This window comes from Solihabitans fulvus (assembly GCF_008386585.1).
Taxonomy (GTDB): domain Bacteria; phylum Actinomycetota; class Actinomycetes; order Mycobacteriales; family Pseudonocardiaceae; genus Solihabitans; species Solihabitans fulvus.
Window position 1 is genome coordinate 66469 of sequence record NZ_VUOB01000063.1, and the last position, 24967, is coordinate 91435.

General features: G+C 71.0%; 25 protein-coding genes. 7 read left to right on the forward strand and 18 right to left on the reverse strand.

The genetic code is table 11. From position 1 onward, the window contains the following. Window positions 1–20 precede the first annotated feature (20 nt). A complete protein-coding gene (locus F0L68_RS31175) occupies window positions 21–398 on the forward strand; it encodes a MerR family transcriptional regulator (protein ID WP_149853439.1) in 378 nt (125 codons plus the stop codon). Window positions 399–419: 21 nt separating this feature from the next. On the opposite strand, the gene F0L68_RS31180 is transcribed toward F0L68_RS31175, so the two are convergent. The 5 genes from F0L68_RS31180 to F0L68_RS31200 form a co-directional block, all read right to left on the reverse strand. Continuing rightward, a complete protein-coding gene (locus F0L68_RS31180) occupies window positions 420–839 on the reverse strand; it encodes a hypothetical protein (RefSeq protein WP_149853440.1) in 420 nt (139 codons plus the stop codon). A gap of 111 nt (window positions 840–950) precedes the next feature. Further along, complete coding sequence (locus F0L68_RS31185) at window positions 951–2756, reverse strand: substrate-binding and VWA domain-containing protein (RefSeq protein WP_149853441.1); 1806 nt, start codon at window positions 2754–2756, stop codon at window positions 951–953. Window positions 2757–2965: 209 nt separating this feature from the next. Next, window positions 2966–3856, reverse strand: a complete 891-nt coding sequence (locus F0L68_RS31190) for a 3-methyladenine DNA glycosylase (protein ID WP_149853442.1) — start codon at window positions 3854–3856, stop codon at window positions 2966–2968. A 103-nt stretch (window positions 3857–3959) separates the two neighbouring features. Continuing rightward, the gene (locus tag F0L68_RS31195; protein ID WP_149853443.1) at window positions 3960–4421 is read right to left on the reverse strand and encodes a hypothetical protein; all 462 of its coding nucleotides are present in this window, start codon (window positions 4419–4421) and stop codon (window positions 3960–3962) included. A gap of 10 nt (window positions 4422–4431) precedes the next feature. After that, window positions 4432–5037, reverse strand: a complete 606-nt coding sequence (locus F0L68_RS31200; RefSeq protein ID WP_149853444.1) for a TetR/AcrR family transcriptional regulator — start codon at window positions 5035–5037, stop codon at window positions 4432–4434. A 121-nt stretch (window positions 5038–5158) separates the two neighbouring features. On the opposite strand from F0L68_RS31200, the gene F0L68_RS31205 reads away from it, so the two are divergent. After that, the gene (locus F0L68_RS31205) at window positions 5159–6331 is read left to right on the forward strand and encodes an MFS transporter (RefSeq protein WP_149853445.1); all 1173 of its coding nucleotides are present in this window, start codon (window positions 5159–5161) and stop codon (window positions 6329–6331) included. A gap of 58 nt (window positions 6332–6389) precedes the next feature. On the opposite strand, the gene F0L68_RS31210 is transcribed toward F0L68_RS31205, so the two are convergent. From F0L68_RS31210 to F0L68_RS31230, 5 genes are all read right to left on the reverse strand, one after another. Further along, a complete protein-coding gene (locus F0L68_RS31210) occupies window positions 6390–7439 on the reverse strand; it encodes a hemolysin family protein (protein ID WP_149853446.1) in 1050 nt (349 codons plus the stop codon). Then, entirely contained in the window at window positions 7436–8758 is a 1323-nt protein-coding gene (locus F0L68_RS31215; RefSeq protein WP_149853447.1) for a hemolysin family protein, read from the reverse strand. The genes F0L68_RS31210 and F0L68_RS31215 overlap by 4 nt, the downstream gene beginning before the upstream one ends. Before the next feature lie 296 nt (window positions 8759–9054). Then, window positions 9055–10095, reverse strand: a complete 1041-nt coding sequence (locus F0L68_RS31220) for a LacI family DNA-binding transcriptional regulator (RefSeq protein ID WP_149853448.1) — start codon at window positions 10093–10095, stop codon at window positions 9055–9057. Between the two features lie 81 nt (window positions 10096–10176). After that, a complete protein-coding gene (locus F0L68_RS31225) occupies window positions 10177–11022 on the reverse strand; it encodes a DUF4436 family protein (RefSeq protein WP_188316927.1) in 846 nt (281 codons plus the stop codon). 286 nt (window positions 11023–11308) lie between these two features. Next, on the reverse strand, window positions 11309–12508 hold the full coding sequence (locus tag F0L68_RS31230) for an RNA-guided endonuclease InsQ/TnpB family protein (RefSeq protein WP_149853450.1): 1200 nt from the start codon (window positions 12506–12508) through the stop codon (window positions 11309–11311). An 11-nt stretch (window positions 12509–12519) separates the two neighbouring features. Between F0L68_RS31230 and tnpA the strand changes: the two genes are divergently transcribed. The 3 genes from tnpA (at window position 12520) to F0L68_RS31245 (ending at window position 15304) form a co-directional block, all read left to right on the forward strand. After that, on the forward strand, window positions 12520–12948 hold the full coding sequence (tnpA, locus tag F0L68_RS31235) for an IS200/IS605 family transposase (RefSeq protein ID WP_149853451.1): 429 nt from the start codon (window positions 12520–12522) through the stop codon (window positions 12946–12948). Window positions 12949–13029: 81 nt separating this feature from the next. Next, entirely contained in the window at window positions 13030–14517 is a 1488-nt protein-coding gene (locus F0L68_RS31240; protein ID WP_149853452.1) for a peptide MFS transporter, read from the forward strand. 79 nt (window positions 14518–14596) lie between these two features. Further along, window positions 14597–15304 carry a DUF998 domain-containing protein gene (locus tag F0L68_RS31245; protein ID WP_149853453.1) on the forward strand — a complete coding sequence of 236 codons (708 nt, stop codon included), beginning with the start codon at window positions 14597–14599 and terminating at the stop codon, window positions 15302–15304. Between the two features lie 146 nt (window positions 15305–15450). On the opposite strand, the gene F0L68_RS31250 is transcribed toward F0L68_RS31245, so the two are convergent. The 5 genes from F0L68_RS31250 to F0L68_RS31270 form a co-directional block, all read right to left on the reverse strand. Further along, window positions 15451–15855 carry a BP74-related protein gene (locus F0L68_RS31250; RefSeq protein WP_149853454.1) on the reverse strand — a complete coding sequence of 135 codons (405 nt, stop codon included), beginning with the start codon at window positions 15853–15855 and terminating at the stop codon, window positions 15451–15453. Window positions 15856–16182: 327 nt separating this feature from the next. Next, the gene (locus F0L68_RS31255; protein WP_149853455.1) at window positions 16183–17496 is read right to left on the reverse strand and encodes a cytochrome P450; all 1314 of its coding nucleotides are present in this window, start codon (window positions 17494–17496) and stop codon (window positions 16183–16185) included. An 84-nt stretch (window positions 17497–17580) separates the two neighbouring features. Next, window positions 17581–18195 (reverse strand): hypothetical protein, encoded by a 615-nt coding sequence (locus F0L68_RS31260; protein WP_149853456.1) that lies wholly within the window; start codon window positions 18193–18195, stop codon window positions 17581–17583. Window positions 18196–18246: 51 nt separating this feature from the next. Next, a complete protein-coding gene (locus tag F0L68_RS31265) occupies window positions 18247–18582 on the reverse strand; it encodes a type VII secretion target (RefSeq protein WP_149853457.1) in 336 nt (111 codons plus the stop codon). Further along, a complete protein-coding gene (locus F0L68_RS31270) occupies window positions 18579–18890 on the reverse strand; it encodes a YbaB/EbfC family nucleoid-associated protein (protein WP_149853458.1) in 312 nt (103 codons plus the stop codon). The genes F0L68_RS31265 and F0L68_RS31270 overlap by 4 nt, the downstream gene beginning before the upstream one ends. Window positions 18891–19078: 188 nt before the next feature. On the opposite strand from F0L68_RS31270, the gene F0L68_RS31275 reads away from it, so the two are divergent. Next, window positions 19079–19630 carry a DUF1707 SHOCT-like domain-containing protein gene (locus F0L68_RS31275; RefSeq protein ID WP_188316928.1) on the forward strand — a complete coding sequence of 184 codons (552 nt, stop codon included), beginning with the start codon at window positions 19079–19081 and terminating at the stop codon, window positions 19628–19630. A gap of 16 nt (window positions 19631–19646) precedes the next feature. Here F0L68_RS31275 and F0L68_RS31280 read toward each other — a convergent pair whose 3' ends face one another. The 3 genes from F0L68_RS31280 to F0L68_RS31290 form a co-directional block, all read right to left on the reverse strand. After that, window positions 19647–20564 carry a 1-phosphofructokinase family hexose kinase gene (locus F0L68_RS31280; protein WP_149853460.1) on the reverse strand — a complete coding sequence of 306 codons (918 nt, stop codon included), beginning with the start codon at window positions 20562–20564 and terminating at the stop codon, window positions 19647–19649. Window positions 20565–20634: 70 nt separating this feature from the next. After that, window positions 20635–21873, reverse strand: a complete 1239-nt coding sequence (locus F0L68_RS31285) for an MFS transporter (protein WP_223199288.1) — start codon at window positions 21871–21873, stop codon at window positions 20635–20637. 131 nt (window positions 21874–22004) lie between these two features. Continuing rightward, complete coding sequence (locus tag F0L68_RS31290) at window positions 22005–22610, reverse strand: TetR/AcrR family transcriptional regulator (protein ID WP_149853461.1); 606 nt, start codon at window positions 22608–22610, stop codon at window positions 22005–22007. 282 nt (window positions 22611–22892) lie between these two features. Between F0L68_RS31290 and F0L68_RS31295 the strand changes: the two genes are divergently transcribed. Beyond that, complete coding sequence (locus F0L68_RS31295; RefSeq protein WP_223199289.1) at window positions 22893–24965, forward strand: PQQ-dependent sugar dehydrogenase; 2073 nt, start codon at window positions 22893–22895, stop codon at window positions 24963–24965. The last annotated feature ends 2 nt before the right edge of the window (window positions 24966–24967 follow it).

The following is a 24967-nucleotide window of genomic DNA, read 5'->3' on the forward strand; positions in this document are numbered from 1 at the left end:
CAAGCCCAGGGGAGGCCGGCGTGCGCATTGGAGAGCTGTCTCACCGCACCGGGGTGAACGAGCGCTTGTTGCGCTACTACGAGCAGCAGGGCCTGCTCGAACCGGAACGCCTGTCCAGCGGCTACCGCGTGTACCGCGAGGCGGACATCGGTGTGGTGCACCGGATCCGCACGCTGCTCGCGGCCGGCCTGAACACCGCGACGATCGCGCAGGTGCTGCCGTGCGTGCGCGACGACGGCGACCGGCTGATCCCCTGCGCGGGCCTGCGCGCGAACCTGACCGACGAGCTGTCCCGCATCGACAGGGCGATCGACGAGCTGCGCGCGTCCCGCGAGATCCTGCACGAGGTGATCGACAACACCGCCCTCGACGACGGGTCCGTCGGCACTGCGGCCTGACTCGCTGGTGCAGACACCGCGCTAACTCGCGGCCGGCCTGGCCCTGGCAACGGTCCTGGCCAGCCACAGGCACGCCGCCGCGAGCGGCAGCTCGCCGAGCACGGCCATCGCGACGGCGAGCAGCAGCGGGCCGCCCGCCTCGGCGGTGCACACGTCGAACCACGCGTCCACCAGCGCCAGCGTGCCGGTGACCGTCGCGGCAGTCGCCGCGCGCCGGTCGCGGCGGAAGCCCCACCACGCCGTCGCGGCGAGGCCAAGCGCCAGCGCCAGGTCGAGGCCGACCCAGGCCACGTTCCAGTGCCGCGCCTGCGCGGTGGCCGGCAGGGTGAAGCCGAGCCCGACCGACCACGGCACCATGACCAGCGCGATGACGGCGGCGACCGGCGCGACCCGCCGCGCCACCCATCGGGGCACCGCCGGTGCGACCACTGACACGTTCACGGGTCCACCCTGCCGGCGCGGCGCGGCCGCCGGTATCCGGGTCGTCCCTGATTCGACCCGCGGCCGACCCTGAGTCGGCGATACGACAAAGGGACGTCGAGGGGCCCGCGCTCAGCCGCTGATGGACAGCAGCTGGCCGAGCGCGGGCTCGATGCCCCTGCCGTCGTCCACAGTGGACAGACTCCCGCCGGTGAGCCTGGCGAGGTCCGAGAGCGCCTGACGGTCGATGTCGGGACCGATGCCGATGACGCTGATCGGCACCGGTTTGTCGGTCCGCACGAGCGCCGTGAGCTGGGTGGTGAGTTCCTTCGCGGTCAGGCCGCCGTCGTTCGCGCTGTCGGTGAGCACCACGACGCGGTTGTGCCGGCCGTCCTGGTAGTTCTGCGTCGCGGCCTCGTACGCGGCGGCGATGCTCGTGTACAGCAGGGGTTTGGGCGCGGTCATCGGCTGGAGCTGGCCGATGCCGGCGGTCAAGGCGTCGCGCTGCTGGCTGACCGGCGCGGTCGGCACGAGCTCGCGGTACGCCTTGCCGCCGTCGACGTCCCTGGAGAACTCCCACAGCCCGATCGAGCCGGACACAGCGCGGTTCACCTGGCCGGTCAGGGCGGCCCTGAGCCAGTCGATCCTGGTGCGGCCGTCGCCGCCGTCCTCGGTCATCGAGTGCGACACGTCGGCGAGCACGGTGACGACCTGGCCGCCGTCCTCCGCGCTGGCCCAGGACGCGGAGATCTGCTGCGTCGTGTTGGCGTCGGCGGCGACCAGGTTCTGCGTGGTGGCCGACCAGCGCAGCCCCGGCGTCGCCTTGGGATGGTCTTCGGTCGACCCGACCCGCAGACCGGCCGCGGCGAGCACCTTCTGCTGGTCGGGTGTGCGCAGGAACTCGCCGAACTTCTGCGCCCCACGGCCCTGCTCCTCGTTGACCCAGTTGCCGGCCAACGCCATGAACGGGAAGTCGGCGACCGGGTTGGGGCCGCCGGCCGGCACGCCGTAGAGCGGTTTGAGCGGGGGAGCGCCGTTGTCCTTGCCGGTGTTGCGGCGGTAGAGGTCGACCTCGAAGGTCGGCACCGCGCTGAAGCCCGCCGCGTTCACGTCGCCGTTGCCGTCGGCGACCCTGGTCAGCTTGTCCAGTGCCTCCGTCGTGGTGTCGGGCAGGCCGGACGGCCGGCTGGCGACGAGCTTGGTCAGCAGGTCCTTGACCGACCCGGTGCCCAGCATGTCGACGGTCACCGGCCCGATGCCCTGCTGGCTCGCCCCGGCCAGGGCGGACTGGATCGCCATCGCCGTCGGCGGGCTGATCGCCGGGTCGGGCATGGCGATCTTGAACGCGCCCCAGTCCGGCCGGCCGAACCGGGTCCACCCGTCCGGCGCGGACAGCAGGTCGGGCAGGTCGCTCCAGCGGAACCCGCTGGAGGACTGGAGCACCTGGGCCGCAGACTGCGGCATGGCCAGCAGCACCGGGCTGGTGGCGACCGACTGCGGCGGCGAGCCGACCAGCCCGTGGTTCTGCGCGGAGAGGCGGTTGGCCCACAACGAGGAGTCGGGCAGCCAGGCCTGCGGGCGCGGGCCGAGCTTGTTGTCGTCCCAGCCCTGGGTGAGGCCGTCGAGCACGACCTTCGAGTCGATCGACTGCACGTCGACGCGGATGCAGTGCTCCAGGACGACGGGATGCGAGGCGGTCCAGGTCTGCGCGACGGCGCGGACGGCGTCGGCGGCGCTCGGCGCGACCGCGACCCGCAGCACCGAGTCGCCCTGGCCGCAGCCGCCCGCCTGGGCCGCGGCGCGGCGGTCGAGGACGCCGCCGAGCCAGGTCCAGCCGAGCCAACCGATCAGGACCAGCACCACCAGGCCGACGATCGCGAGTGGCCAGCGTGCGACGCCGCGCCGGACCGTGGTTCGCAGCGCGCGGTGTCGGGCCATTGTCCCCTCCAGCGCCCGGTTACAGTCAGTGATTTTCTGCCGCAGCCGGCAGTCGGACGGATCATCCCCCGAAGCCCCGTCACCGGCGGTTGTCACGCTAACAGGTGAAGACTGAGGGTCAAGTGAAGTGACAACAGGTAACGAGAGCGTTGCGCAAGACGGTCCGCTCGGGTGCCCTCGCGGGCGCGATTCGGCGGCTGCTGGCGCGGTCAGGCGGCCAGCAGGGCACCGCTCAGGTCGATCAGGGCCTGCCGCAGCGGGCGGCCCTCCTCGGCGAACGCGGCCTGCCGACGCACGTACTCCGCGCGCCCGCGTTCCGTCTCCACCCGCACCGGCCGGTAACCGAGCGTGGCCAGGTCGTACGGGCTGGCCTGCATGTCCAGCTCGCGGATCCGGACGGCCAGCTCGAAGCAGTCGGCGACCAGCTCGGACGGGGTCGCCGGGTCCAGCTTGTAGCTCCACTTGAACAGGTCCATCCCCGCGTGCAGGCAGCCAGGCTGCTCGAACTCCACCTGCGTGGCGCGGGTCGGCTGGAGCGTGTTGCGCGGCGCGGCGTCTTGTGTGAAGAAGCGGAACGCGTCGAAGTGGCCGCACCGGATCGACGCCGACTCGACCACCGCGTCGGTGCCGGTGCCGCCGAGCCGCAGCGGCCACGCGTTGTGGCGGACCTGATCGGGCCGCTGCCGATAGACCATGGCCCACTCGTGCAGGCCAAAGCAGCCGAGCCGGGGCTGCCTGGTCGCGGTCGCGGTCAGCAGGGCGTGCACGAACTCCACGGTGGCGCGGCGCGATTCGGCGAAGGCCGCGGTGTCCAGGGTCACGCCGTCGGCGGTGCGGGTGTAGGCGGGCCAGCGCAGGTACTCCAGCGCGGACTCGCCCGCCAGCACGACGCCGGGGCCGGGGTGCCAGCGCTCCAGCCTGGCCGGCCGGTGCGAGTAGTAGGAGAACAGGAAGTCCAGCACCGGATGCTTCTCGCCGCGTTGCTTGCGCTCGTGGTGCGGGTCGGTCCAGCGGCGCACGCGGGCGGTGTGCGCGGCGCGGCGCGCCTGCCACTCGTCCTCGGCGAGCACCGCCGTTTCCCGCACTGGCAAGGAGTTCATCGTCTCGGTCCGCTCGCGTCCGGGTCCTGGTCGACCCTGCTGGCCGCGTTCCCAGCATACCAACGGGCCGCCGGGTGCCCGCTGAAGCAAAGGGGCACGTGATTCACTGTGGCCGATGCTCCGGCCAGAGGCGAATCAACCATTGCTCCTGATTGGCGAGCTCTTCAGTTTCTGCGCCATCGCGATAGCGTTGGGCGGCTTCTTTGCGTCCCCGACAGAACGCCCAGAGAGCGATATTTCCTGCGATGGGGATTTCCCACTCTTCGGCGTAGCCGAAGGACAGCTGGCTGACTCTGGCCGTACCCGTCGGCCAGGGCAGAAAGACTCTCTCGCTCTCTTCCCATTCGGCCTCGGGGCGGGGCGGCTGTTCGCTCCACACTTCAATGGACAGGTCTACCGTCAAGACCTCGATCTCGGTCAATATTTGTAGCTGCCCGTCTCCGTGGTAGCTCAGCAGTTCACCGTCAAAAACTGTGGTGTCGGGAGTGTGAGATTCGGGCGCTTCCAGAATGAAGCAACCGTAGTCACAGTCAACTGACGCCCGGTGATGGTATGTGACGCCCATTGTCATCCTGTCAATGAAGGTCGTGCGCGCTCGGCACCACCGAGGCGAGCACCAGCTCTGCCAGTCGCCGCGCGTCGGGGCCCGCGGTGTCGTCCGCGTCGATCGAGCTGACCACCGTGGCGCCCTCGATCAGGATCAGTAGCTGCCTGGCGGGCGCCGACGGCTCCGCGACGCCGGCCTCCAGCAGGCACCGCTCCAGCAGGACGCGGTACCGCGCGAGGTGCCCGCGCGTCAGGCCGAGGACGGCCACGCCGTCGCCCCGGGTGTCGGCCGCGGCGTTCACCATGGCGCAGCCGTGGAAGCCCGCCTGCCGGTACCAGTCCGCCAGCAGGTCGAACAGCGCGAGCACGCGGTCGGCACCGGGCGGCACGGCCTCGACGCCGCGTTCGAGCCAGTCGTGGATCCGCTCGCTCCGCTGTCGCAGCACGGCCTCGACCAGGCCGTCCTTGGACTCGAAGTAGCGGTAGATCGTCAGCTTCGACGACCCGGCCAGCTCGGCGATCTCGTTGACGCCGACGGCGTGCACGCCGCGCTCGTAGAAGGCCAGCGCGGCGACGGCGAGGATCCGCGCCCTGGTGTTCTCCGGGCTGAGCGGCTCACCGCGTTTGACCGGCAACTGGTCCTCCCTGGTGCGGTGGGGATCAAGCTGGTGCGGTGGGGGTCAAGTCTAACCAGGCCACCGTTCAGCATGTGGTCGTTCGTTGACCAAGATAATACCGATCGGTACCTTCTCTTGCATGGTCACGATGATCCCTGTTCGTCGGCTGTGGAGCGCGGTGCTGTGCGGCTACCTCGCCCTCGGCGCGACCCTCCAGGTGCTGCCGGAGTTCGTGGTGCAGCGGTTCCACGGCGGCCCGACGCTCAGCGGCACCGCCGTGGGGATCGCCTTCCTCGCCACGGCGTGCGCGCGGCCCGTCGCGGGCCTGCTCGCCGACACCGGCCGCGCGCGTCCCGTCGTGCTGCTCGGCGGGGTGCTCGGCGCACTCGGCGGACTCGGCCACCTCCTCGCGCCCGACTACGCCGTGCTGCTGGTCGCGCGCCTGCTGATGGGGGCAGGCGAGGCCGCGCTGTTCTCCGGCGCGCTGCCGTGGGTGCTCAGCGGCGCGTCCCCGCAGCGCCGCGGCCGGACCGCGGGCTGGTTCGGCCTGTCCATGTGGGGCGGCCTCGCGGCCGGGCCCGTGCTGGCCACCGCGCTCAACGCCGCAGGCGGCTTCACCGCCGTCTGGATCGGGGTCATCGGGCTCGCGATCGGGTCCGCGCTGCTGGTGCTCAGCACGCCGAAACAACCGCCGGTGGAACCGGTCGCCGCCGGCCCGCGCGGCGGGCTGGTGCCGGCCGGCGCGTCGCTGCCTGGCGTCGTCCTCGGCCTGTCCAGCTACGGCTACGGCACGATCGCCGCGCTGCTCGTGCTGCACCTGCGCGACAACCACATCGGCGGCGAGAGCGTCGGGCTCGCGTTGTTCGCCTTCGGGTTCCTGCTCACCAGGCTACTCGGCAGCCCGCTGGTCGACCGGCTCGGCGGCGCGCGGGTGGCCGCCTGCTCGCTCGTCCTGGAGATCCTCGCCCTGGTGCTGCTCGCGGTGGCCGACACGGCCGCGCTCGCGCTGCCGGCGACCGTGCTCGCCGGGGTCGGCGTCGCCCTGATGTACCCGGCGACGGTCGCGCTGACCCTGCACCGCACGGGCGCGCTGCGCCCCGGCGCCGCGGTCGGCGCGATGACCTCGTTCTGGGATCTCGGCATCATGGCCGCCGGGCCGCTCGGCGGCGCGATCGCCGCGTCCGAGGGCTACCCGCTGGCCTTCGTGCTGGCCGCGGTGATCGGGGGCCTGTCGCTCGCCCTGGTGGTCACCCTGCTGCGGGCGGGCCGCCGCGTCGGACCCGGCGCGGAGTTGGCCGACGCGACCACCTGACGACGCGACCACCTGACGGGTGGAAACCCGTGCCGGGACACGGGTTTCCACTGTCCACTCAGGAGGGTTGACCCACGTGAGTGCCGTCGCGGACGGTGCCGACGTACTCCTCGACGAGGTCCTCCAACGCGACCATGCCGAGCAGCGAGCCGTCCGGCCCGACCGCCCGCGCCACGTGGCTGTGCGCGCGCCGCAACGCGGCGAGCGCCTCGTCCAGCCTGGCGTCGCCGGGCAGCTCCGGCAGGCCCCGGATCCTTGCCCGGGGGACCGGCGTGCGCGGGTCCTCGCCCGCAAGGTCCAGCACGTCCTTCACGTGCAGGTACCCGGCCAGCCTGCCGTCCTCGCCGCGCACCGGGAACCGGGAGAAGCCGGTCGCCGCGACCGCCGCCTCCAGGTCGCCAACGGTCGGCGCGGCCGGCACCGTGGTCAGCCGTTCGGTCGGCACCAGCACGTCGGCCACGGTCCGCTCGGCGGAGGACAGCGTCTGCGCCAGCCTGCGGTGCTCCGAGTCCTCCAGCAGTCCCTCGCGCCGCGACTCGCCGATCAGCGAGGCCAGCTCGTCCGGCGTGTAGGCCGTGTCCAACTCGTCCTTGGGCTCCACCCGCATCAGCCGCAGCACGCCGTTCGCGGCCATGTTGAACAGCGAGATCAGCGGGCGCACCAGCCGGACGAACGCCACGTGCGCCGGCACCAGCCACACGGCGGACCGCTCGGGCCCCGCGATGGCGATGTTCTTCGGCACCATCTCGCCGAGCACGATGTGCAGCACCGCGACCAGCACCAGCGCCACCGGGAAGGACACCGCGTGCACCACCCCGTCCGGCACGCCGAGCGGCCGCAACCCCTGTTCGAGCAGGTGCGCGATGGCGGGCTCGCCAAGCGCGCCGAGGCCGAGCGAGCACAGCGTGATGCCCAGCTGCGCGCCCGCCAGCATCAGCGAGATCTGCTCGCCGGCGCGCATCACCGTCCGCGCCCTGGTCACGCCCCGCTCGACCATCGACTCGAGGCGATCGTGCCGCGCGCTGATCAGCGCGAACTCCGCGCCGACGAAGAAGGCGTTGGCCGCGAGCAGCACGACGGAAATGAAAATCGCAAAGCCGCCGCTCACGACGCAACCTCCTGCACGCGGGCCACCCGCAACTCGGCGACCCGGTGCCGGTCCATCGCCATCACGGTGATCCGCCAGCCGTCCACCCTGACCTCGTCGCCGACGTCCGGGATCCGGCCGAGCCGCGCCAGCACCAGGCCGGCCAGCGTCTCGTAGTCGCCGTCGGGCATCTTGAACCCGGTGGCCTCGGCCACCTCGTCGTCGCGCAGCAGCCCGGACACCATCCAGCTGTCCCTGCCGAGCGGACGCACCGGGGGAGCCTCCCGCCGGTCGTGCTCGTCGCGCACGTCGCCGACGATCTCCTCGATCAGGTCCTCCAACGTGACCAGGCCGGCCGTGCCGCCGTACTCGTCGACCACCAACGCGGTCTGGAGGCCCGAGCCGCGCAGCCGATCGAGCAGCGCGTCGCCCTCCAGCGTCTCGGGCACCGTCGGCACCGGGCGCGTGAGCGACCCGACCTTCGTGGTGCCGCGCTGGTTGATCGGCACGCCGAACGCCTGCTTGACGTGCACCATGCCGCGCACCTCGTCCAGGTCGCCGTCGTGCACCGGGAACCGGGAGAACCCGGTGTGCCTGGCCGCGTCGATCAGGTCGAGCACGGTGGCGTCCGCGCGCAACGCCTCGACCTGCACCCGAGGCGTCATCAGCTCCTCGGCGGTGCGGTCGCCGAAACGCAGCGACCGGTCGAGCAGCACGGCCGTGCGCTGGTCGAGGGTGCCGTGCGCGGCGCTGGACCGCACCAGCGAGCCGAGCTCCTGCGGGGACCGCGCCGAGCGCAGCTCCTCGGCGGGCTCGACGCCCAGCCTGCGCACCAGCCAGTTGGCCGAGCCGTTGAGCGTGTTGATCAGCCAACGGCACGCGGTGGAGAAGCCCACCTGGAACCCGGCGACCGCGCGGGCCGTGGCCAGCGGCCGGGCGATCGCCAGGTTCTTCGGCACCAGCTCGCCGAAGATCATCGACACGGCGGTGGCCAGCAGCAACGCCAGCACCAGCGCGAGCGGCTCGGCGATCTCGCCGGACAGGCCGATCGAGGTCAGCCCAGGTTCGATGAACGCGGCGATGACGGGCTTGGCGACGAAGCCAGTGACCAGCGTCGTGATGGTGATGCCGAGCTGGGCGCCGGACAGCTGGAACGACAGTGTGCGGTGCGCCACCTGGACGCGCTGCGCCTTGGCGTCGCCGACCTGCTCGGCGTGGCTGTCGACCTGGCTGCGTTCCAGGGTGGTGAGGGAGAATTCGGCGGCCACGAACAGTGCCGTGCCGGCGGTGAGGCCGACCACCGCGAGGAGGCCGAGCACGCTGAGGATGGTCCCCGTCATCGGACACCTCCTGCGAGGCCGGTGACGGGATTCGTATGGCAGCCGGGGCTGGTACCCGGCTCAGTACTACAGGGCTCTGCGCTGGCTGCTTCGGCGCTCGGAGGCGGGGCGACGCAGGGTGGAGCACTGCTGCCGGGTGACGGCGCGTCGTGCACGGAAGGTGTCACTCCTCGAAAGGGGATGTACGACTACTGGGCTCAGTGTAATTGGTCCGGCCGCATGCCTACCGGACTTTCCCTCCGTGACGGCACCCCACCAACAGGTGAAACGTCGCGGGACGGCCGTGGTGACGCCGGTCAGCCTGCCGTCCGCGCGGCCTGCCGGCCGGTGCTCTCCCTGAGCACGACCTCGCTCGCCACCCGCACGGTCCTCGGCTCGGCGGCGTTCTCGTCGAGCACCAGGCGCGCGGCCCGCTCGCCCATCTCTTCCAGCGGCAGGCGGACCGTACTCAGGGACGGCACCAGGTCGCGCAGGGTCGGAATGTCGTCGAAGCCGGCCACCGCGATGTCGTCCGGCACGCGCAGGCCGAGCCCGCGCAGCGCCGCCATCGCGCCGAGCGCCATCACGTCGTTGACCGCGAACACGCAGGTCGCGGCCGGGGCGGCGGCCCGAAGGCCGAGCGCGGCCTGGTAGCCGCCGTCCCTGGTGAACGCGCCGGGCAGCACGGCGGTGGCCGGCAGGTCGACGCCGGCCTCGGCGAGGCCAGCGCGGAAGCCCGCCACCCGGTCGCGAGCGGTGACCAGGTCCGGCGGCCCGCCGAGCACCGCGAACCTGCGGTGCCCGAGCCGCGCGAGCGCCGAAGCCAGCGCGCGGGCGCCGGACCGGTTGGCCGGCACCACGGTGTCGGTGGGCAACCGCGCCTGTGAGACACACGCCACGCGCCCACCCTGCTGGGTGAACGCGGCGATCTCCTCGCGCAGCCGCTCGGTGGCGGCGCGGTCGGTGCTGCGGCTGCCGGCCAGCACGATCGCGCGGGCCCGGTGCGCGCGGAGCGTGGACACCAGCTCCACCTCGCGGTCGGTGGAGCGGCCGGTGGTGCCGAGCACGACGACGAGGCCGGCGTCCTCGGCGATCCTGGTCACCCCGGCGGCGATGCTGGAGAAGTACGGGTCGGCGATGTCGTGCACGACGAGGCCGAGCAGCGCGCTGCTGTTGCGGGCCAACGCCTGCGCCGAGGCGTTGGGCAGGTAGCCGAGCTCGCGGGCGCCGGCCAGCACGCGCTCCCGCAGCGCCTCGCTGACCCGACGCGTGCTGCCGTTGAGCACGCGGGACGCGGTGGCCAGCGAGACTCCGGCGTGCGCGGCCACCTCGGCGAGGGTCGCCTGCCTCTGACTCATGCCCACCTCTTCGCTTCGCCCGTGTCGGCCCATGATGCCGTGCCTCGACCCGCGACCCGACGGGAAAAGGGCTAATCCAGGTCAGTCGGCCTGCGCGCGTTCCACCCGGAGCCCGGTGGTGACGATGGCGATCACGGACAGCGCGATGATCGCCTCGGCCCACCAGAACGCCGCGTAGTCCAGCAGCGAGCCCGACGGCGGCGAGCCGGGGGCCGCGTTGCGGAAGCCGACGAGCGCGAACAGCGTGGCCGCCATCCAGCCGAGCGCGGGCCACGGCAGCCCGCGCCGCTGCCCGATGATGATCCAGGCCGCGCCGGCCACCACCAGCGCCAGCGCCCACATGCACAGCATCATGAACCAGGCGAAGATCAACGTGCCCCGAGACCTGCTGATCCGGAGGTCCACCACGCTCAGCCCGGTGCGCGCCTGCCCCGAGTTGACGGCCTTGGGCAGGAACTGCCCGTCCAGGTTGTCCACGGTGAGCACGATCGGCACAGGCCGGTCCGATGCGGCGACCGCGAAGCCGATCGAGGTCCGGTAGGCGTCGAACGGGTAGTCCTGCACGACGCCGTCGGTGATCGACATGGTCAGGTCGGCCGGCGACATCCGCTCGTGCGCGGGGAACCGCAGCAGCCCCTGGGTCAGCGAGGACGTGTCCACGGTCAGCGGTTCGGCGGGCGTGAGGTCGTCGCCGTCCTGGAGGCGTCCCTCCACCCGCACGAGCAGATGCACGTGGAGCTGCCCCGACACGCCGTCCACCTGCTGCACGGTGGCGGCCAACTCCACCCGGTCCGGCGTGCCGGCGTTGCCGACCTCGTACCCGAGCGAGCGGCTGGACCGTTCGTCGTAGTAGAGCGCGATGCCGATCCCGGCCACCGCCATTGTCGCGATCAGCACGGCGATCACCCGGGTCACCCGACGCCTCATCCGCACATGATGTGGCGCGTTGACCCTGGGCGCGAGTTGTCCGAACCGCGCGTCGCGCGCCGTTTGAGTGATCGCGCGGGTAGTCGGACATACGCTGCGCGTAGTGGCTTGGGCCACTTGGCCGTACCGTCGAGGCGCAGCAGTACGGCCGTACGGCGTAACGTGCCTCGGCGCCGCATGCCGCCGGGACGGGCTGGACAACCAGGAGGACGTCATGAACTCGTTCCTGAAGGAACGAGCTTGCCAACCGCCGCGAGCGGTGGTTTCTAGGCTTGCTGCTGCCGTCCTAGCTGGCTGCCAGGATGGGCGCTGCGTCTGGACGCATGACCTCGCCCCAGCGCTCGACACCGCGTTGGTCGATGTTGAGCGCCGCGTTGTGGTCGGCGTGCCCAACGAAGCCGCACCGACCACAGATGAACGACGCCTGCGAGCGCCGGTTCTTTCTGTCTGTCCAGCCACAGCGGTGGCATCGCTGCGAGGTGTAGGCCGGATCGACCTGCACCAACACCACACCAGCCCGCTGGGCCTTGTAGGCAAGGAACTGACCAAGCTGGGCGAACGCCCAGGAGTGCAGCGTGGCCCGTTGGGGCTTGCGAAGCCGTACCCGGTCGCGGATTCCCGTCAGCTCCCCGACGGCGATCCCCCGTCCGGTGCGTTCAGCCTCGGCCACGATGGTCTTGCTGATCTGATGGTTCACGTCGGTGGCGAACCGGGCCTCCGTGCGGCGGCGTTTCCTGAGCAGCCGTCGCGCGGAGGTGGTCTTCTTGGCCTGCAACCGCTTCCGGATTCGTTGCTGCCGCTTGCGGTAGCGGTTCAGGCGCGACCCGGAGAACCGGTCACCGTCAGAGGTGGTCGCGATGTTGACGATGCCCAGGTCGACGCCGAGGAACCCGTTCACCGGTGCGCGCCGGGGCGTCTCGGGGGTGTCGATGACCGCGTGCAGCAGCCACACCCCGTCCCGGTGCAGCAGATCGGTTTCCCCGATCGAGGATCGGGAACGCAACAGGGCCAGATGCCCGGGGTTTCCGACGATCCGCACGTCTTTGAGTCGACCGGCGGTGGTCCAGATCGACACCGTGCCCCCGAGGCCGGCGTCGCCGAGCCGCCAGGACAGGCAGCGGGCGTCGAACGGCTGGCCCGCGTGCGGGCGGAACGCGATCGGGGTGTCCTCGACTGTGCGGCGTCGGTCCGACCCTGGCGGCCCGTAGTTGCCGGCCTTGAGGTTGGCCCGCAGCGTCGTGTAGGCGTCCACGGTCTTGCCGATCACCCGGATCGCGGGCTGTGCGGCCAGCCCGAACCGCTCCCGCAGTGCGGTGTAGAAGCGTTTCTGCACGTCGAACTTACCGAACACCCGGTTGGTGTGCATCTGCTCGGACAGCCAGGACGCGGCGGTGTTGCAGGCGTGCAGGGTGGCCAGCAGTGCCGACGCCTGCTCGGGCGTCGGCAGCAACCGCACCTGCACGACGTGCTTCACATTGATCACCATACCATTGGTCTATGTCACCACGATGGGAACCCAATCCCCATATACGCAGGGGACGCAGTGTCATTTACAACCTTCATGTCCACCTGGTCTTTGTCACGAAGTACCGACGTGGCGCGTTCACCGATCAGACCCTCACCCGCTGCGAGGAGATCATGCGGGACGTGTGCGCGAGCCTGGGTGCGGAGCTGCGCGAGTTCAACGGGGAGACCGACCACGTGCACCTGCTCGTGCATTACCCGCCAAGCCTGGCCCTGTCCACGCTGGTCAACAGCCTCAAAGGCGTCTCATCTCGACGCCTGCGACAGGAATTCCCCGCGCACGTCCGCCGGTACCTGTGGGATCAGCACTTCTGGTCGCCCTCGTACTTCGCCGGATCGTGCGGCGGCGCGCCCCTGTCGATCATCAAGGAGTACATCGAACAACAGAAGCGTCCCGACTGACGGCCCGCTACGCGGGCCGGACAAACCGGGATCGGCTCCTCATGGCCGTGAACGACCAGGCTTCCGCCGATTGGAGTTCAGGTGAACGTGACTGCCGCGAGCGTGAGCACTTCGGCTCCGCAAAAGGGGTTCTTCGGGCATCCGCGCGGACTGTCCACGCTGTTCTTCACCGAGATGTGGGAGCGCTTCTCCTACTACGGGATGAAAGCGATCCTGTTCTTCTACATGTCCTACGAGCTGACCAGGGGCGGCCTCGGCATCGAGTCGGGCACCGCGAAGTCCCTGGTCGCCGTCTACGGCGCCGCGATCTACATGAGCGGCATCGTCGGCGGATGGCTCGCCGACCGGGTGTTCGGGTCGCGCCGCGCGATCCTCTACGGCGGCCTGCTGATCATGCTCGGCCACGTCGTGCTCGCGCTGCCGGCGGGCGCTCCCGCGCTCTACGCCTCGATGATCCTGCTCGTGCTCGGCACCGGGCTGCTCAAGCCGAACATCTCCAACATGGTCGGCGGGCTCTACGACGAGCACGACCGCCGCCGCGACGCCGGGTTCAGCCTCTTCTACATGGGCGTGAACCTCGGCGCGTTCATCGCCCCCTACGTCGTCGGCACGCTCGGCCAGAAGGTCAACTTCCACCTCGGCTTCAGCATCGCCGCCGTCGGCATGGCGCTCGGGCTGGTCCAGTACGTGGTCGGCCGCCGCAACCTCGGCGCCGTCGGCGCCCTGCCGACCAACCCGGTCACCCTTGCGGAGCGGGCCAGGCTCGGCGTTCGCGTCGGCGTCGGCGTGCTCGCGCTGGCCGCGCTGCTGCTCGTGCTCGCGCTCACCGGCGTGCTCAGCGTGCACCTGGTCATCAACACGATCAGCACGCTGTCGGTGGTGCTGCCGATCGTCTACTTCACCTGGATGTTGCGCAGCCCCAAGACCAACGCGATCGAACGTTCCCGGCTGTACGCCTACATCCCGCTGTTCCTCGCTTCGGTGTTCTTCTGGTTCATCCAGGAGCAGGGCTCCAGCGTGCTGGCGCAGTACGCCGACCAGCGGGTCGACCTCGGTGGCCTCGGCTTCACCATCACCTCGTCCTGGTTCCAGTCGGTGAACCCGATCTCGATCATCCTGCTGGCCCCGGCGTTCGCCGCGCTGTGGGTGAAGCTGGGCGGCCGGCAGCCGTCCACGCCACGCAAGTTCGCTGCGGGTCTGTTCTTCGCCGGCCTGTCGTTCCTGGTGCTGGTGATCCCGGCGCTGCTCGACGGCACCGGCACCAAGGCCAACCCGCTGTGGCTCGCGGCGAGCCTCGTGCTGGTCACCATCGGTGAGCTGTGCCTGTCCCCGGTCGGCCTCTCGGCCACCACCAAGCTCGCGCCGAAGGCGTTCGCGGCGCAGACACTGGGCCTGTGGTTCATGTCCGACGCGGCCGCGCAGGGCGTCACCGCGCAGGTCGTCGGCCACTACACGGCCGCAAACGAGATCGCCTACTTCGGCATCGTTGGCGGGGTCGTGGCGGTGGCCGGCGTGGTCGTCTACCTGATCTCGCCGTTCATCCATCGCAAGATGGAGGGCGTCGACTAGCGGTACCAGTTGGGCCGGACGGCCGAAACACCCGTTCGGTACCAGGGAAACCGGGGTTCCCTTTGGGACACTCGGGTGCATGCGTGGGTCGTTCGCGACGCGAGTCGCGGTCGTGGCCGGGGTGAGCCTCGTGGTGCTCGGGGCGGCGCTCCTCGTCGTGCTGCACCTGCTGCCCGGCGCGGGCGGCGTGGACCCGGTGGACAACGTGCTCAGCGACTACGCCAGGCAGTCCGACGGCTGGGTGTTCCGGTCCGCGCTGGTGATCACGGCCGCGGGCTCGGCGGCGCTGTGGCTGGTGCTCGCGGACGGCCGGGTGCTCAGCGGCCGGCTGGTCACCGTGGTGATGACGGTGTGGGTCGGCTCGCTGGTCGGCGTCGCCGCGTTCACCAACGACCCGCTCGGCGTGAGCCGCAGCGTGCACGGCAGCCTGCACCTGCTGTCCACGATCGTCGCGTGCCTGTGCCTGCCGGTCGTCGGCCTCGCCACCGGGTGGCGGCACCGCAGGCATGACACCTGGGCGCGCCTGGCCGGGTCGACGATCTGGCTGGCGTTCGCCAAGATCGCGCTCCTGCTGCTGGCCGTGTACGTGTTGGTGTACAACGACTTCGCCGATGGCAAGGATCACACCGGCACCGGTTTCGGGCTGGTGGAGCGGGGCATGGTCGCGGTGGACATCGGCGCGCTGATCGTGTTCGGCGTGTGGGCCTGGCGGATCACCGGCCGGGCGCGCGGGGCGGCGGACGCGGTCCCGCCGCCGCACCGGGCGGAGACCGGCTCGCCGGGCTGACCCGCCTTGCCGAGTCGGGGGTGCCGAGTCGGGGGTGCCGAGTCGGGGGTGCCGGGTCGGGAGCGCCGAGCCGCCGATCGCGCACCGGGTCGGTGCCGGCTACCGCCGCGCAGTCGCACCGACCCGGTGATCCCTCGATCAGCGCACTACGGCGCGGGGGTCACGCTGACGACCGTGGCGTGCCACGGGCAGTACCGGTCGCCGGTGAGCGACCCGTCCTCGACATAGGAGGGGTGACCGTCGCAGAGCTCCATCGTCACATCGGCGAAGCTGAAGTCCTCGGGGTCGATGTGCCAGCTCCACCCGGTGTTGATGTCGGTGGAACCGCGCACGATCCTGCCGTTGGGGATGCGCGGCGCGGTGGGGTCGCCGTTGAGGTTGCGCAGCGCGTCGTCGATGTTCTTCTGGTTGGTCAGGCGGACCTGGTAGGTCTCGCCGGCGACGGAGATCTTGACCACCTGGTCCTGCTGGGTGGCCATCGCCGAGGATGGGGCGATGGTGAGAGCCAGTACCGCCGCCACACCACCGGCCGCCGCGATCAGCTTGCGCACGAGTGGACTCCTGTCGGTCGTCTGTTGTGCCCGGTCTGGGCGGATTCAGTAGACCGGTTCCGGTGATCGCGGCCAACAGGATGTCGATCACGACCGAACGAGTGATGACAGAAGATCCACAAGCGGGTAGGAACGCGCGAATGCGGTGGTCGCCGCGGCGGCGGTGCGGCGACCACCGCATCCTCAGCCAGTGTTACGCACGAATGCGAACCGCGCCGCCAAAACACGGCAAGTCGTGCCTGTCGTGCCCGGCCCGTGATCCGGCCTGTGCGCCACGTCACCGTCGTCGGCGCGTGGCGCGCCGGATCCCGCGCCGCCGGACGGGTCTCAGCCGGCCTTCGCGGCGAGGGAGCCGCGCTCGACGCCCGTGCTGACCGGCAGGCTGATGGCGCCCCGGATGACCCTGGACGGCCTCCGCCGGACCGGGCCGGCGACGCTCAGCCCGGGGAACCTGCGGAACAGCCCGCCGAGTGCGGCGGCGGCCTCGATCCTGGCGAGGCCGGCGCCGAGGCAGTAGTGGATGCCGGCGGAGAAGGCCAGGTGCTCCCGGTTGTTCGCGCGGGTCGGGTCGAACCGGTTCGGCTCGGCGAACACCGACGGATCGTGGTTGGCCGCGGCGAGCAGCAGCAGCACCCCGTCGTCCTTGCGCAGCACCACATCGTCCAGCTCGACGGTCTCCAGCGCGAACCGCGCGGTGTACTGCACGGGCGTGTCGTAGCGCAGCACCTCCTCGACGACGTCCTCGGCCGTCGACGGGTCCTCGACCAGCCTTCGGCGCGCGTCGGCGTCGGCCAGAAGCGCCAGCGCGCCGTTGCCGATCAGGTTCACCGTCGTCTCGAAGCCGGCGACCAGCAGCAGCTGGGTGGTGGCGAAAAGGTCCTTGCGGGCCAGGGGAACGTCCCCGTCGTGCGCATTGACCAGCTCGCTGACCACGTCCTGGCCTGGATGCTTTCTGCGGTGCGCGACCAGGTCGGTGAAGAACGCGTTCAGCTCGCCGAGCACCCGGCGCGTCTCGCGCAGCTGGGCGAGGTCGCGCGCGCCGTCCAGCGAGCCGGCGAGCGTCGCGCCCCAGCGGGCGAACCGCGCGTGCTCCCGCTCCGGCACGCCGAGCAGCTCGGCGATCACCCTGATCGGCACCCGCACGGCGAAGTCGGTCACGAGGTCGAAACCGTCCCGCTCCGCCACCTCGTCGAGGAACTCCTTGACCACCGCGTTGATCGACGGCGTCCGCTCGCGCAGGGCGCGCGGGGTGAACCAGGGCGCGACGAGCCTGCGCAGCCTGGTGTGCTCCGGCGGGTTGAGCGACAGGAACGAGTCGTCGATGGGGTTGACCGGCGTGTCCGGCCCGGTGCTGCTGAGGCCGAGGTCCACCAGGGAGTGCGCGCTGCCGGGCAGCACCCCGAACCGCTGGTCCCGCAGCAGCGCGTCGCACAGCCGGTGCGAGGTCGTCACGTGCATGCCCAACCGGCTGCGCACCAGGTCGCCGCGCGCCCGCAGCCTCTCGTAGAAGGGATACGGATCGCGCTCGGCCGGCAGCGTCGCCACCTGCGCCAACGGGTCACCGCGCCTGGCGTGCAACCACATGAACCCGCGTCCAGCGAGCAGCGCCAGTCCCAGCTTGCCGTCCCTGAGCATCGGCATGTCCGCCCCCTCCACGGTTCTTCCCCCACCGTGGACCTGATTCCGCTGTGTTTCAAGGGATTCGGGGGCGATGTCGCGCGGTGGTCAGGACGCGGGCCACCCGTTGGGGGTCGGCACCGCCTGGGTCAGTGCGGCGAGACCGGCGCCGATCGAAGGGATGTCGGCAACGGCTCGCTGCACCAGCGCCAGCACGTCGTCGCAGGCCTTGACCACGATCTCGATGTCCTGGTAGTCAGCGCCGCCGCCGTGCGCGATGACCCGGGTGCAGGCCTGCTGGACGGTGTCCTCCTGCGCGATCTGGAGCGCGGACGAACCGGTGCTCGTGGCGAGCTGGTCGAGCCCGGCTGCCACCTTGGCGCCCTCGGAGACCGTGCGCTGCGTGGCGTCGATCGCCTTCTGGTAGAAGGAGTACACGACGGTGGCGTCGATGTCGAAGTGCGATGCGGCGATCCCGGACCAGTGCTGCTTGGCGAGCTGCTGGCCCGCCCTGAAGCTGTCGCGCGCGTTGTTGTAGGGCTCGAGCGCGTGCTGGACGGCCGTGACGGCGGCGTTGAGGGCCGGCGGGTCGCAGTCGACGTAGTGCAGGGTGTCCACCGGGCTCAACGTGCCGGCGCGGCTGGACGCGGTGTCCAGCAGGAGCATGGCGTCCGACAACACGGCGGCGGACAGGCCCTGGTGCTGGAAGGCCAGGTTGGACACGGTCGTCGCGATCCCTTCTGGTGTTCGTGTTTTGGCGGCTGTCAGGAGCTCTCAGGAGTGAGCCGGGTCGACGGTGTTCATGAGGTGCTGGTTGCCCGTGTCGGACCTCTCGTAGTTGTCCGCCGCGGCGCGTAGCCGGTCGGCGAGTCGGGTGGTGGCTCCGTTGAGCTCGGCCGCCTCGCTCGCCCTGGCGCTGAGCGCCAGCATCCATTGCTCCGCCACGGTTTCCGCCTGGCCGGACGCGCCGAACGCCACGGACCCGACGGCGCCCTGCTGGATCTGCGCGTCGGTGACCTCGAGCGCCGCGGAGGCCGCGTCGAGCATCGCCGCGGCGTTGCGCAGTTGCTGTGGGTCGGTCTCGAAACCGCCGCCGCCTGGCCCCGTCATCGCCGAACCTCCGTGTCGCGTCCACCCGGTCGGCTCCGCGCCGAGGGCACCTGTTGTTGCGCCGCGCGAGCGGCCTGGAGCACGGACTGGGCCAGATCCTGCGCGGTGACCTGACCGAGCAAGCGCTCGTTCACCGAGACCTCCACGATCTCGCCGTGGCCGTTGACGCCGACCTCGACGAGGCACCAGTCGTCGCGCGCGACGATGACCTGCTCGTCGAGCTGACGCCGCTGGTGCAGCAGCCCCCGGTTGGCGCGCTCGCTCGTGGCGGCCAGCTCGTCCAGCGAGGGTGTTGGCCTGTCGTTCATCCGCGCCGCCCTCCGTCCGAGGGAAGGGTCGCACCGGCTGTGCGGTGTTGGCGTCCAACCGGCGATTGATATTCGCGGCCGCCGGTAAACCTGTGCGGTAGTCGTCCGTCGACTTGACGGCACCACTTTGTTGCCGGAGACTCTCGCATACTAAGATAGTTGTGAACTGAGAATAAGAGGTGGGGATCGTGGCGGAGGGGGAGGCCGGCAAGCTGCTCGTGCGGCTGTCCGACCAGGACCGGGAACAGGCCGTCGAGGTGCTCAACCTCGCGGTGTCCGACGGTCGCCTGAGCTGGGACGAGCACGCCGAGCGGGTGCGCCTGGTCTACCTGGCCCGCACCTCGGCGGAGCTGCGCCCACACCTCGCCGACCTCGGCGGGGTCACCGAGGTCGTGCCGGCGCAACGGGTCCGTGCGCTGGGTAGCAAGATCAAACGCGCGCCGGGGCCGGTCCGCCGGGTCGAGGCGCGGGCCACGTTCGGCGCGGTCGTGCTCGACCTGTGCGGGCTGGGTCCCGGGGAGCAGCTGGACGTCGAGGCGTCCTCGTTCTGCGGCAAGGTGTGCATGATCGTCGGCGACGACGCGCGGGTGATCGACGACGGCACCGCGGTGCTCGGCAAGCGCGCGCTGCCGGGGCCGCCGGACGAGCCAGGCGGCCCAGTGATCCGCATCGTCGGCCGCAGCACCCTCGGGAACCTGAAGGTGTTCCGGAAGAGTTCGTGGCGCGCGGTCTGGGTCTAATCCCTCAGGCGTTGCCTCAGGCGTGCGAGGTGACCTGGACCTGGCCTAGCAGCAGGCGATAGGTGGGCTCGTCGAAGCTGCCGGCCTGCGGGTGCGCGACGGTCGCCGCCGACAGCGCGACGGCCTCGCGCAGCCGGTCCGGCCACGGCGAGCCGGCCAGGGCGCCTGCGGCGAGCGCCGCGACCCCAGCGTCGCCAGCCCCGGTCGGGTTGCCGTCGATCCTGGCGGGCGGCGCCGCGCGCCACGTGCCGTCCCTGGTCACCGCGAGGAGCCCGGCGGGTCCGAGCGAGGCGACCACCGCGCCGGCACCCTGGGTGCGTAGCGCGGCCGCCGCCTCGATGGGGTCGTCGAGACCCGTCGCGGCGCGCAGCTCGGCGGCGTTCGGCTTGACGATGTCGGGGCGGCCGGCCAGCCCGTGCGTGAGCGGCGGCCCGTCCGAGTCGAGGATGGTGTGCGCGCCCGCGTCGCGGGCGAGGCGAGCCAGCTGCGCGTAGCTGTCCTCGGGCAGGCCGGGCGGCAGGCTGCCGGACAGCACGACCACCCGCGCGGCCGAGGCGAGGTGGCGGTAGTGCCGCAGAAACCGTTGCCAGTCCTCGGCTTCCAGCGTGTCGCCCGGCTCGGTGAACATGGTCGCGTCACCGTCCGAAGTGGACACGACGGCCACCGTCCTGCGGGAGTCCGTGGACACCTCGACCAGGTCGGCCGGCACGCCGGCGGCGGCGAGGTCGGCCAGGATGATCGCCCCGGTCGGGCCGCCGACCAGTCCGGTCGCCAGCACCGGTTGGCCGAGCGCGTGCAGCACCCTGGCGACGTTGAGCCCCTTGCCGCCGGCCCGCTGCTGGACCCGCTGCACGCGGTGGGTCTGACCGGTGCGGATCGCGTCGACCTCGTAGGTCAGATCCAGCGCGGCGTTGAGGGTCACCGTGAGGATCAAGGCTGGCTCCGAGGTTGGTCTGGGTCGCTACGGATGACTAGTATTGCATCATAACGCCGCATTCCGCGCACTAACGAGCATCGTGGCTGTCGGCTGGGCGAGTCGCGTCGCGCCCGGCGAAGCGGATCGTGGCGAGCCAGCCGAGCGCCGCCGAGGCGATCTCGGCGCACGCCATGACCAGCAGCACGGCGCCTGCGCCGAGCTTCGGCGTGAGCACGCCGCCGAGCGCGGCGCCGAGGGCGAACATCCCCGTCTTCAGGCTCGCCCCGGTCGTCGAGACCTGGCCGAGCAACGCGGCGGGGGAGTACCGCTGCCTGGCCGCGAACAGCGCCGCGAGCGTCGGCCCGTTCACGATGCCGGCGAGGAACCCGAGCCCGAGGAGCCCGGTGAGGCTGGTCGCCGCCGGCCAGCTCAGCATGACCAGGCCGTACAGGCCCACGGTGCAGAACACGATGCGCTCCGGCGGCCACCGGTTCAGGTGCCGGCCCACCACCAGCACGCTGACCAGGCAGCCGACGTCGATCGCCGCCCACACCCAGCCGTTGGCCTCCCGTCCGGCGCCGAGCTGCTCGGTGCGCAGCGGCAGCGCCACGGTCAGCATGCCGACGGAGCCGAGCCCGAGCGCGGAGGCCACCGTCGCCCCGCGCAGCGGCGGGGTGCGCAGCAGGTGCCGCAGGCCGGTGCGCACGGCCGTCAGCAGGGGAGGCGGGTCGCCGTCGGCCGGCTGGCGATCCGGAACTCGCAGGCTCAGCGTGGCCACCGCGCCGACCGCGGCGGTGATCCCGACCAGGCCGACCGCGGCGGCGGACCCGAACGCCGTGGCGACCGCGGCGGCGACCGCGGGGCCCGTGATCGAGGCGGTGTTGAAGACCGCGGCGTCCACCGCGTTCGCGCGGGTCACCCGGCCGGCGGGGACGAGGCTGGGCAGCAGGCTGGTGAAACCGCCGCTGGTCATCGGCAGGGTTAGCCCGGCGAGCGCGGTGATCGCCAAGGTCAGCGCGATCGGCGCGTGCCCGGTGGTGAGAACCAGCCCAGTCGCGACGGCCGCGAGCAGGATCTCGTTGCCGGCCAGGATCAGCGTGCGACGCCTGGCGCGGTCGAGCCACGCGCCGAGCACCGGCCCCGACAGGATCGAGGGCAGCGTGTAGGCGGTGACGGCCGCACCGGCGAGCGCCGGGCTGCCGGTGCGGTCGATCATCAGCAGCACGATGGCCACGGCGACCATCTCGTCGGCGATCCTGGCCAGGGTGGCGGCGACCAGGTAGCCGATCGGGATCGACCGGCCCGTCGAGAGCAGGGTGGCTGGCACGGGCCCAGCTGAGCAGAGTCGTCGTTGGCGCGGAAGCGAATTACCGCTGGTGTGGCCTGTCGGGAGCGGGGCGAGACGCTCCGCGCGGCCGACGCCGGTGGCTGGCCGAGGTCAACGGCCGGCGGTCGTGGTCAGGGGGCCGTGCGGCGGTGCCGGCGCACGGTCTCCTCGACCAGGTCGAGCACCGGTTCGAGGTCGTCGGCCGGCAGGCCCATGGCCAGGTGCGACACGAGCCCCTCCAGCACCAGCTCCAGGAAGCTGGACAGGATCTCGACCGGCACGTCGTCGCGCAGGTTGCCCGACTCGCGCTGCCGGTGCAGGCGCTGCCTGGTGGCGGTGGTGAGCTGCTGGGAACGCTCGGCCCACCTCGCCCGGAACTCGGGATCGGTGCGCAGCCGCCTGGACACCTCCAGCCGGGTGCCCAGCCAGTCGGCCGGGTGCTCGTGCTCGGGGTCGAGGCCGTCGGGGCGGTCCACCAGCAGCTCCCGCATCACCTGCACGAGGCCCTGCTCGGCGACGATGTCGGCCATCCGATGGGCGTCGTCCTCGGCAAGTGCGAGGAACAACGACTCCTTGTCGCGAAAATGGTGGAAGATGGCTCCCCTGGACAGCCCGGTGGCCTCCTCGAGGCGGCGGACCGTCGCGCCCTCGTACCCGAAGCGCGCGAAACAGGACCGCGCTCCGTCAAGGATCTGACGGCGGCGGGCGTCGAGGTGGTCCTGGCTGACCCTGGGCACCGAAGGATCGTCTCAGCCTGGGGCTGCCAGGTCCAATCCGTACGTACGTTTTGACCCGTCCGATCGAGTTCGATCTTCGGCTTCGTCGGCTTGATGATTTCAGTGTCGATCAAAAATGATTGGTTGCGGGTAAACGTTTTCCGAGGCTGGTATCCCTCTGTTGACAAGCCGATCCGTTGATGGTGGGATCCGGACCGTTAGGAAAGTTTCCTAACTTATTTGGTGCCCTGCACTCAGGTCCGCCGCCGCACTGTGCACCCCGATCCCGCTAGGGAGGCATCCGTGGCAACCCGATCCCGATGGCGCGCGACGCTGGCCGGTGTCGCCGCAGCGGCGACACTGATCGCCGTGGCGCCGTTCGCGCTGTCGACACCAACCTCCGCCGCCGAAACCCTGCTGTCCCAGAACAAACCGGCAACCGCGTCCTCGGTCGAGTCCGCGACCTACGCGGCCGGCAAGGCGTTCGACGGCGACACCGCCACCCGCTGGGCGAGCAAGGAGGGCCACGACCCCGAATGGGTCAGCGTGGACCTCGGCGCGACCGCGCAGATCACCCGTGTCGTGCTGAACTGGGAAGCCGCCTACGCCAAGGCATACCAGGTGCAGACCTCGCCGGACGGGGTCACCTGGACGTCCATCTACACGACCACCGCTGGCAAGGGCAAGGTCGAGCAGCTCACCGGCCTGTCCGGCGCCGGCCGCTACGTGCGCATGTACGGCACGAAGCGCGGCACCGCGTACGGCTACTCCCTCTACGAGTTCCAGGTCTACGGCACGGCCGGCGGCACCACCACGCCGCCGTCGGCCCCGACCAACCTGCGGACCACCTCGGTCACCTCGACCAGCGTCACGCTCCAGTGGGACGCCTCGACGCCGGGCTCCGCCGGGCCGGTCGCGTCCTACGAGATCGACAAGCACGGCTCGAAGGCCGGCACCGTGGACGGCAACACGCTCACCTTCACCGTCACCGGGCTGATGCCCAACACCCAGTACTACTTCAGCGTCTACGCGCTGGACGGGCAGGGCACGATCTCCCAGCCGAGCCCCGAACTGCCGGTGGTGACCGCGCCGTCGGACGACACCCAGCCGCCGACCGCGCCGGGCAGCCTCACGGTCACCGGCACGACGGCGAACACGGTCTCGTTGTCCTGGAACGCCTCGACCGACAACGTCGGGGTGGTCGGCTACGACGTCTACAACGGCGCGGCCAAGGCCGGCACGTCGACGACCACGTCGACGACCATCGACGGTCTCGCGCCGAGCACCACCTACCACTTCACCGTGAAGGCGCGGGACGCGGCGGGCAACGCCTCCGACGCGAGCAACCAGGTCGACGCCACAACGACTTCCGGCGGCGACACCGTCGGCGAGGTCACCCAGGTCACGACGGACTCCGACATCCCGTGGGGCCTGACGTTCCTGCCGGACGGCTCGGCGCTGACCGCCGAACGCGACACCTTCCACGTCGTGCGGATCACCTCCGCCGGCCAGAAGACCACCGTCGGCACGGTGCCGAACGTATCGACCACCAACGGCGAGGGCGGCCTGCTCGGTCTGGCCGTGTCCAGGGACTTCGCCGCCGACCACTGGCTTTACGTGATGCACACCAGCCCGTCGGACAACCGGGTGGTGCGGCTGAAGTACGAGAACGGCGCGCTGAACACGGCCTCCGAGCAGGTGCTGCTCACCGGCATCGTCCGCGGCCGCTACCACAACGGCGGCAGGCTGCGGTTCGGTCCCGACGGCATGCTCTACGTCGCGGCCGGCGACGCCCACCAGGACCCCAACGGGCAGAACCTGAACTCGCTCAACGGAAAGATCCTGCGGATGACCCCGGACGGCAAGGTGCCGGCGGACAATCCCTTCCCCGGCAAGTACGTCTGGAGCTACGGCCACCGCAACGTTCAAGGCCTCGCCTTCGACTCGAAGGGCCGGCTGTGGGAGTCCGAACTCGGCGACTCCACGATGGACGAGATCAACCTGATCGTGAAGGGCGGCAACTACGGCTGGTCCAACTGCGAGGGAACGGCTGACCACAACGGGTCCTGTAACACTCCCGGCTACATCGCGCCGGTGCGGACCTTCGCGCCGACCAACAAGAACTCGCCGAGCGGCATCGCGATCGTCAACGACACCATTTACATGGCCGAGCTGATGGGTCAGCAGCTGTTGCAGATGAAGATCACCGGCAACACGCTGGCGACGCCCAAGGCCTACTTCACCGGTTCCTACGGCAGGCTCCGCACCGTCGAGCCAGCCCCGGACGGCGGCCTCTGGCTGACCACGACCAACGGCGACAAGGCCGGCACACCGGGCCAGCTGAACAACAAGATCCTGCACATCGCGCTCAAGTAGCG

Excerpts from the sequence above, each read along its gene's own strand:
- F0L68_RS31185 (WP_149853441.1), bottom strand. The coding sequence starts at position 2,756 with ATGGCCCGACACCGCGCGCTGCGAACCACGGTCCGGCGCGGCGTCGCA.
- F0L68_RS31190 (WP_149853442.1), bottom strand. The coding sequence starts at position 3,856 with ATGAACTCCTTGCCAGTGCGGGAAACGGCGGTGCTCGCCGAGGACGAG.
- F0L68_RS31195 (WP_149853443.1), bottom strand. The coding sequence starts at position 4,421 with ATGGGCGTCACATACCATCACCGGGCGTCAGTTGACTGTGACTACGGT.
- F0L68_RS31205 (WP_149853445.1), top strand. The coding sequence starts at position 5,159 with ATGGTCACGATGATCCCTGTTCGTCGGCTGTGGAGCGCGGTGCTGTGC.
- F0L68_RS31215 (WP_149853447.1), bottom strand. The coding sequence starts at position 8,758 with ATGACGGGGACCATCCTCAGCGTGCTCGGCCTCCTCGCGGTGGTCGGC.
- F0L68_RS31220 (WP_149853448.1), bottom strand. The coding sequence starts at position 10,095 with ATGAGTCAGAGGCAGGCGACCCTCGCCGAGGTGGCCGCGCACGCCGGA.
- F0L68_RS31225 (WP_188316927.1), bottom strand. The coding sequence starts at position 11,022 with ATGAGGCGTCGGGTGACCCGGGTGATCGCCGTGCTGATCGCGACAATG.
- F0L68_RS31230 (WP_149853450.1), bottom strand. The coding sequence starts at position 12,508 with ATGGTGATCAATGTGAAGCACGTCGTGCAGGTGCGGTTGCTGCCGACG.
- tnpA (WP_149853451.1), top strand. The coding sequence starts at position 12,520 with ATGTCACCACGATGGGAACCCAATCCCCATATACGCAGGGGACGCAGT.
- F0L68_RS31245 (WP_149853453.1), top strand. The coding sequence starts at position 14,597 with ATGCGTGGGTCGTTCGCGACGCGAGTCGCGGTCGTGGCCGGGGTGAGC.
- F0L68_RS31255 (WP_149853455.1), bottom strand. The coding sequence starts at position 17,496 with ATGCCGATGCTCAGGGACGGCAAGCTGGGACTGGCGCTGCTCGCTGGA.
- F0L68_RS31265 (WP_149853457.1), bottom strand. The coding sequence starts at position 18,582 with ATGACGGGGCCAGGCGGCGGCGGTTTCGAGACCGACCCACAGCAACTG.
- F0L68_RS31270 (WP_149853458.1), bottom strand. The coding sequence starts at position 18,890 with ATGAACGACAGGCCAACACCCTCGCTGGACGAGCTGGCCGCCACGAGC.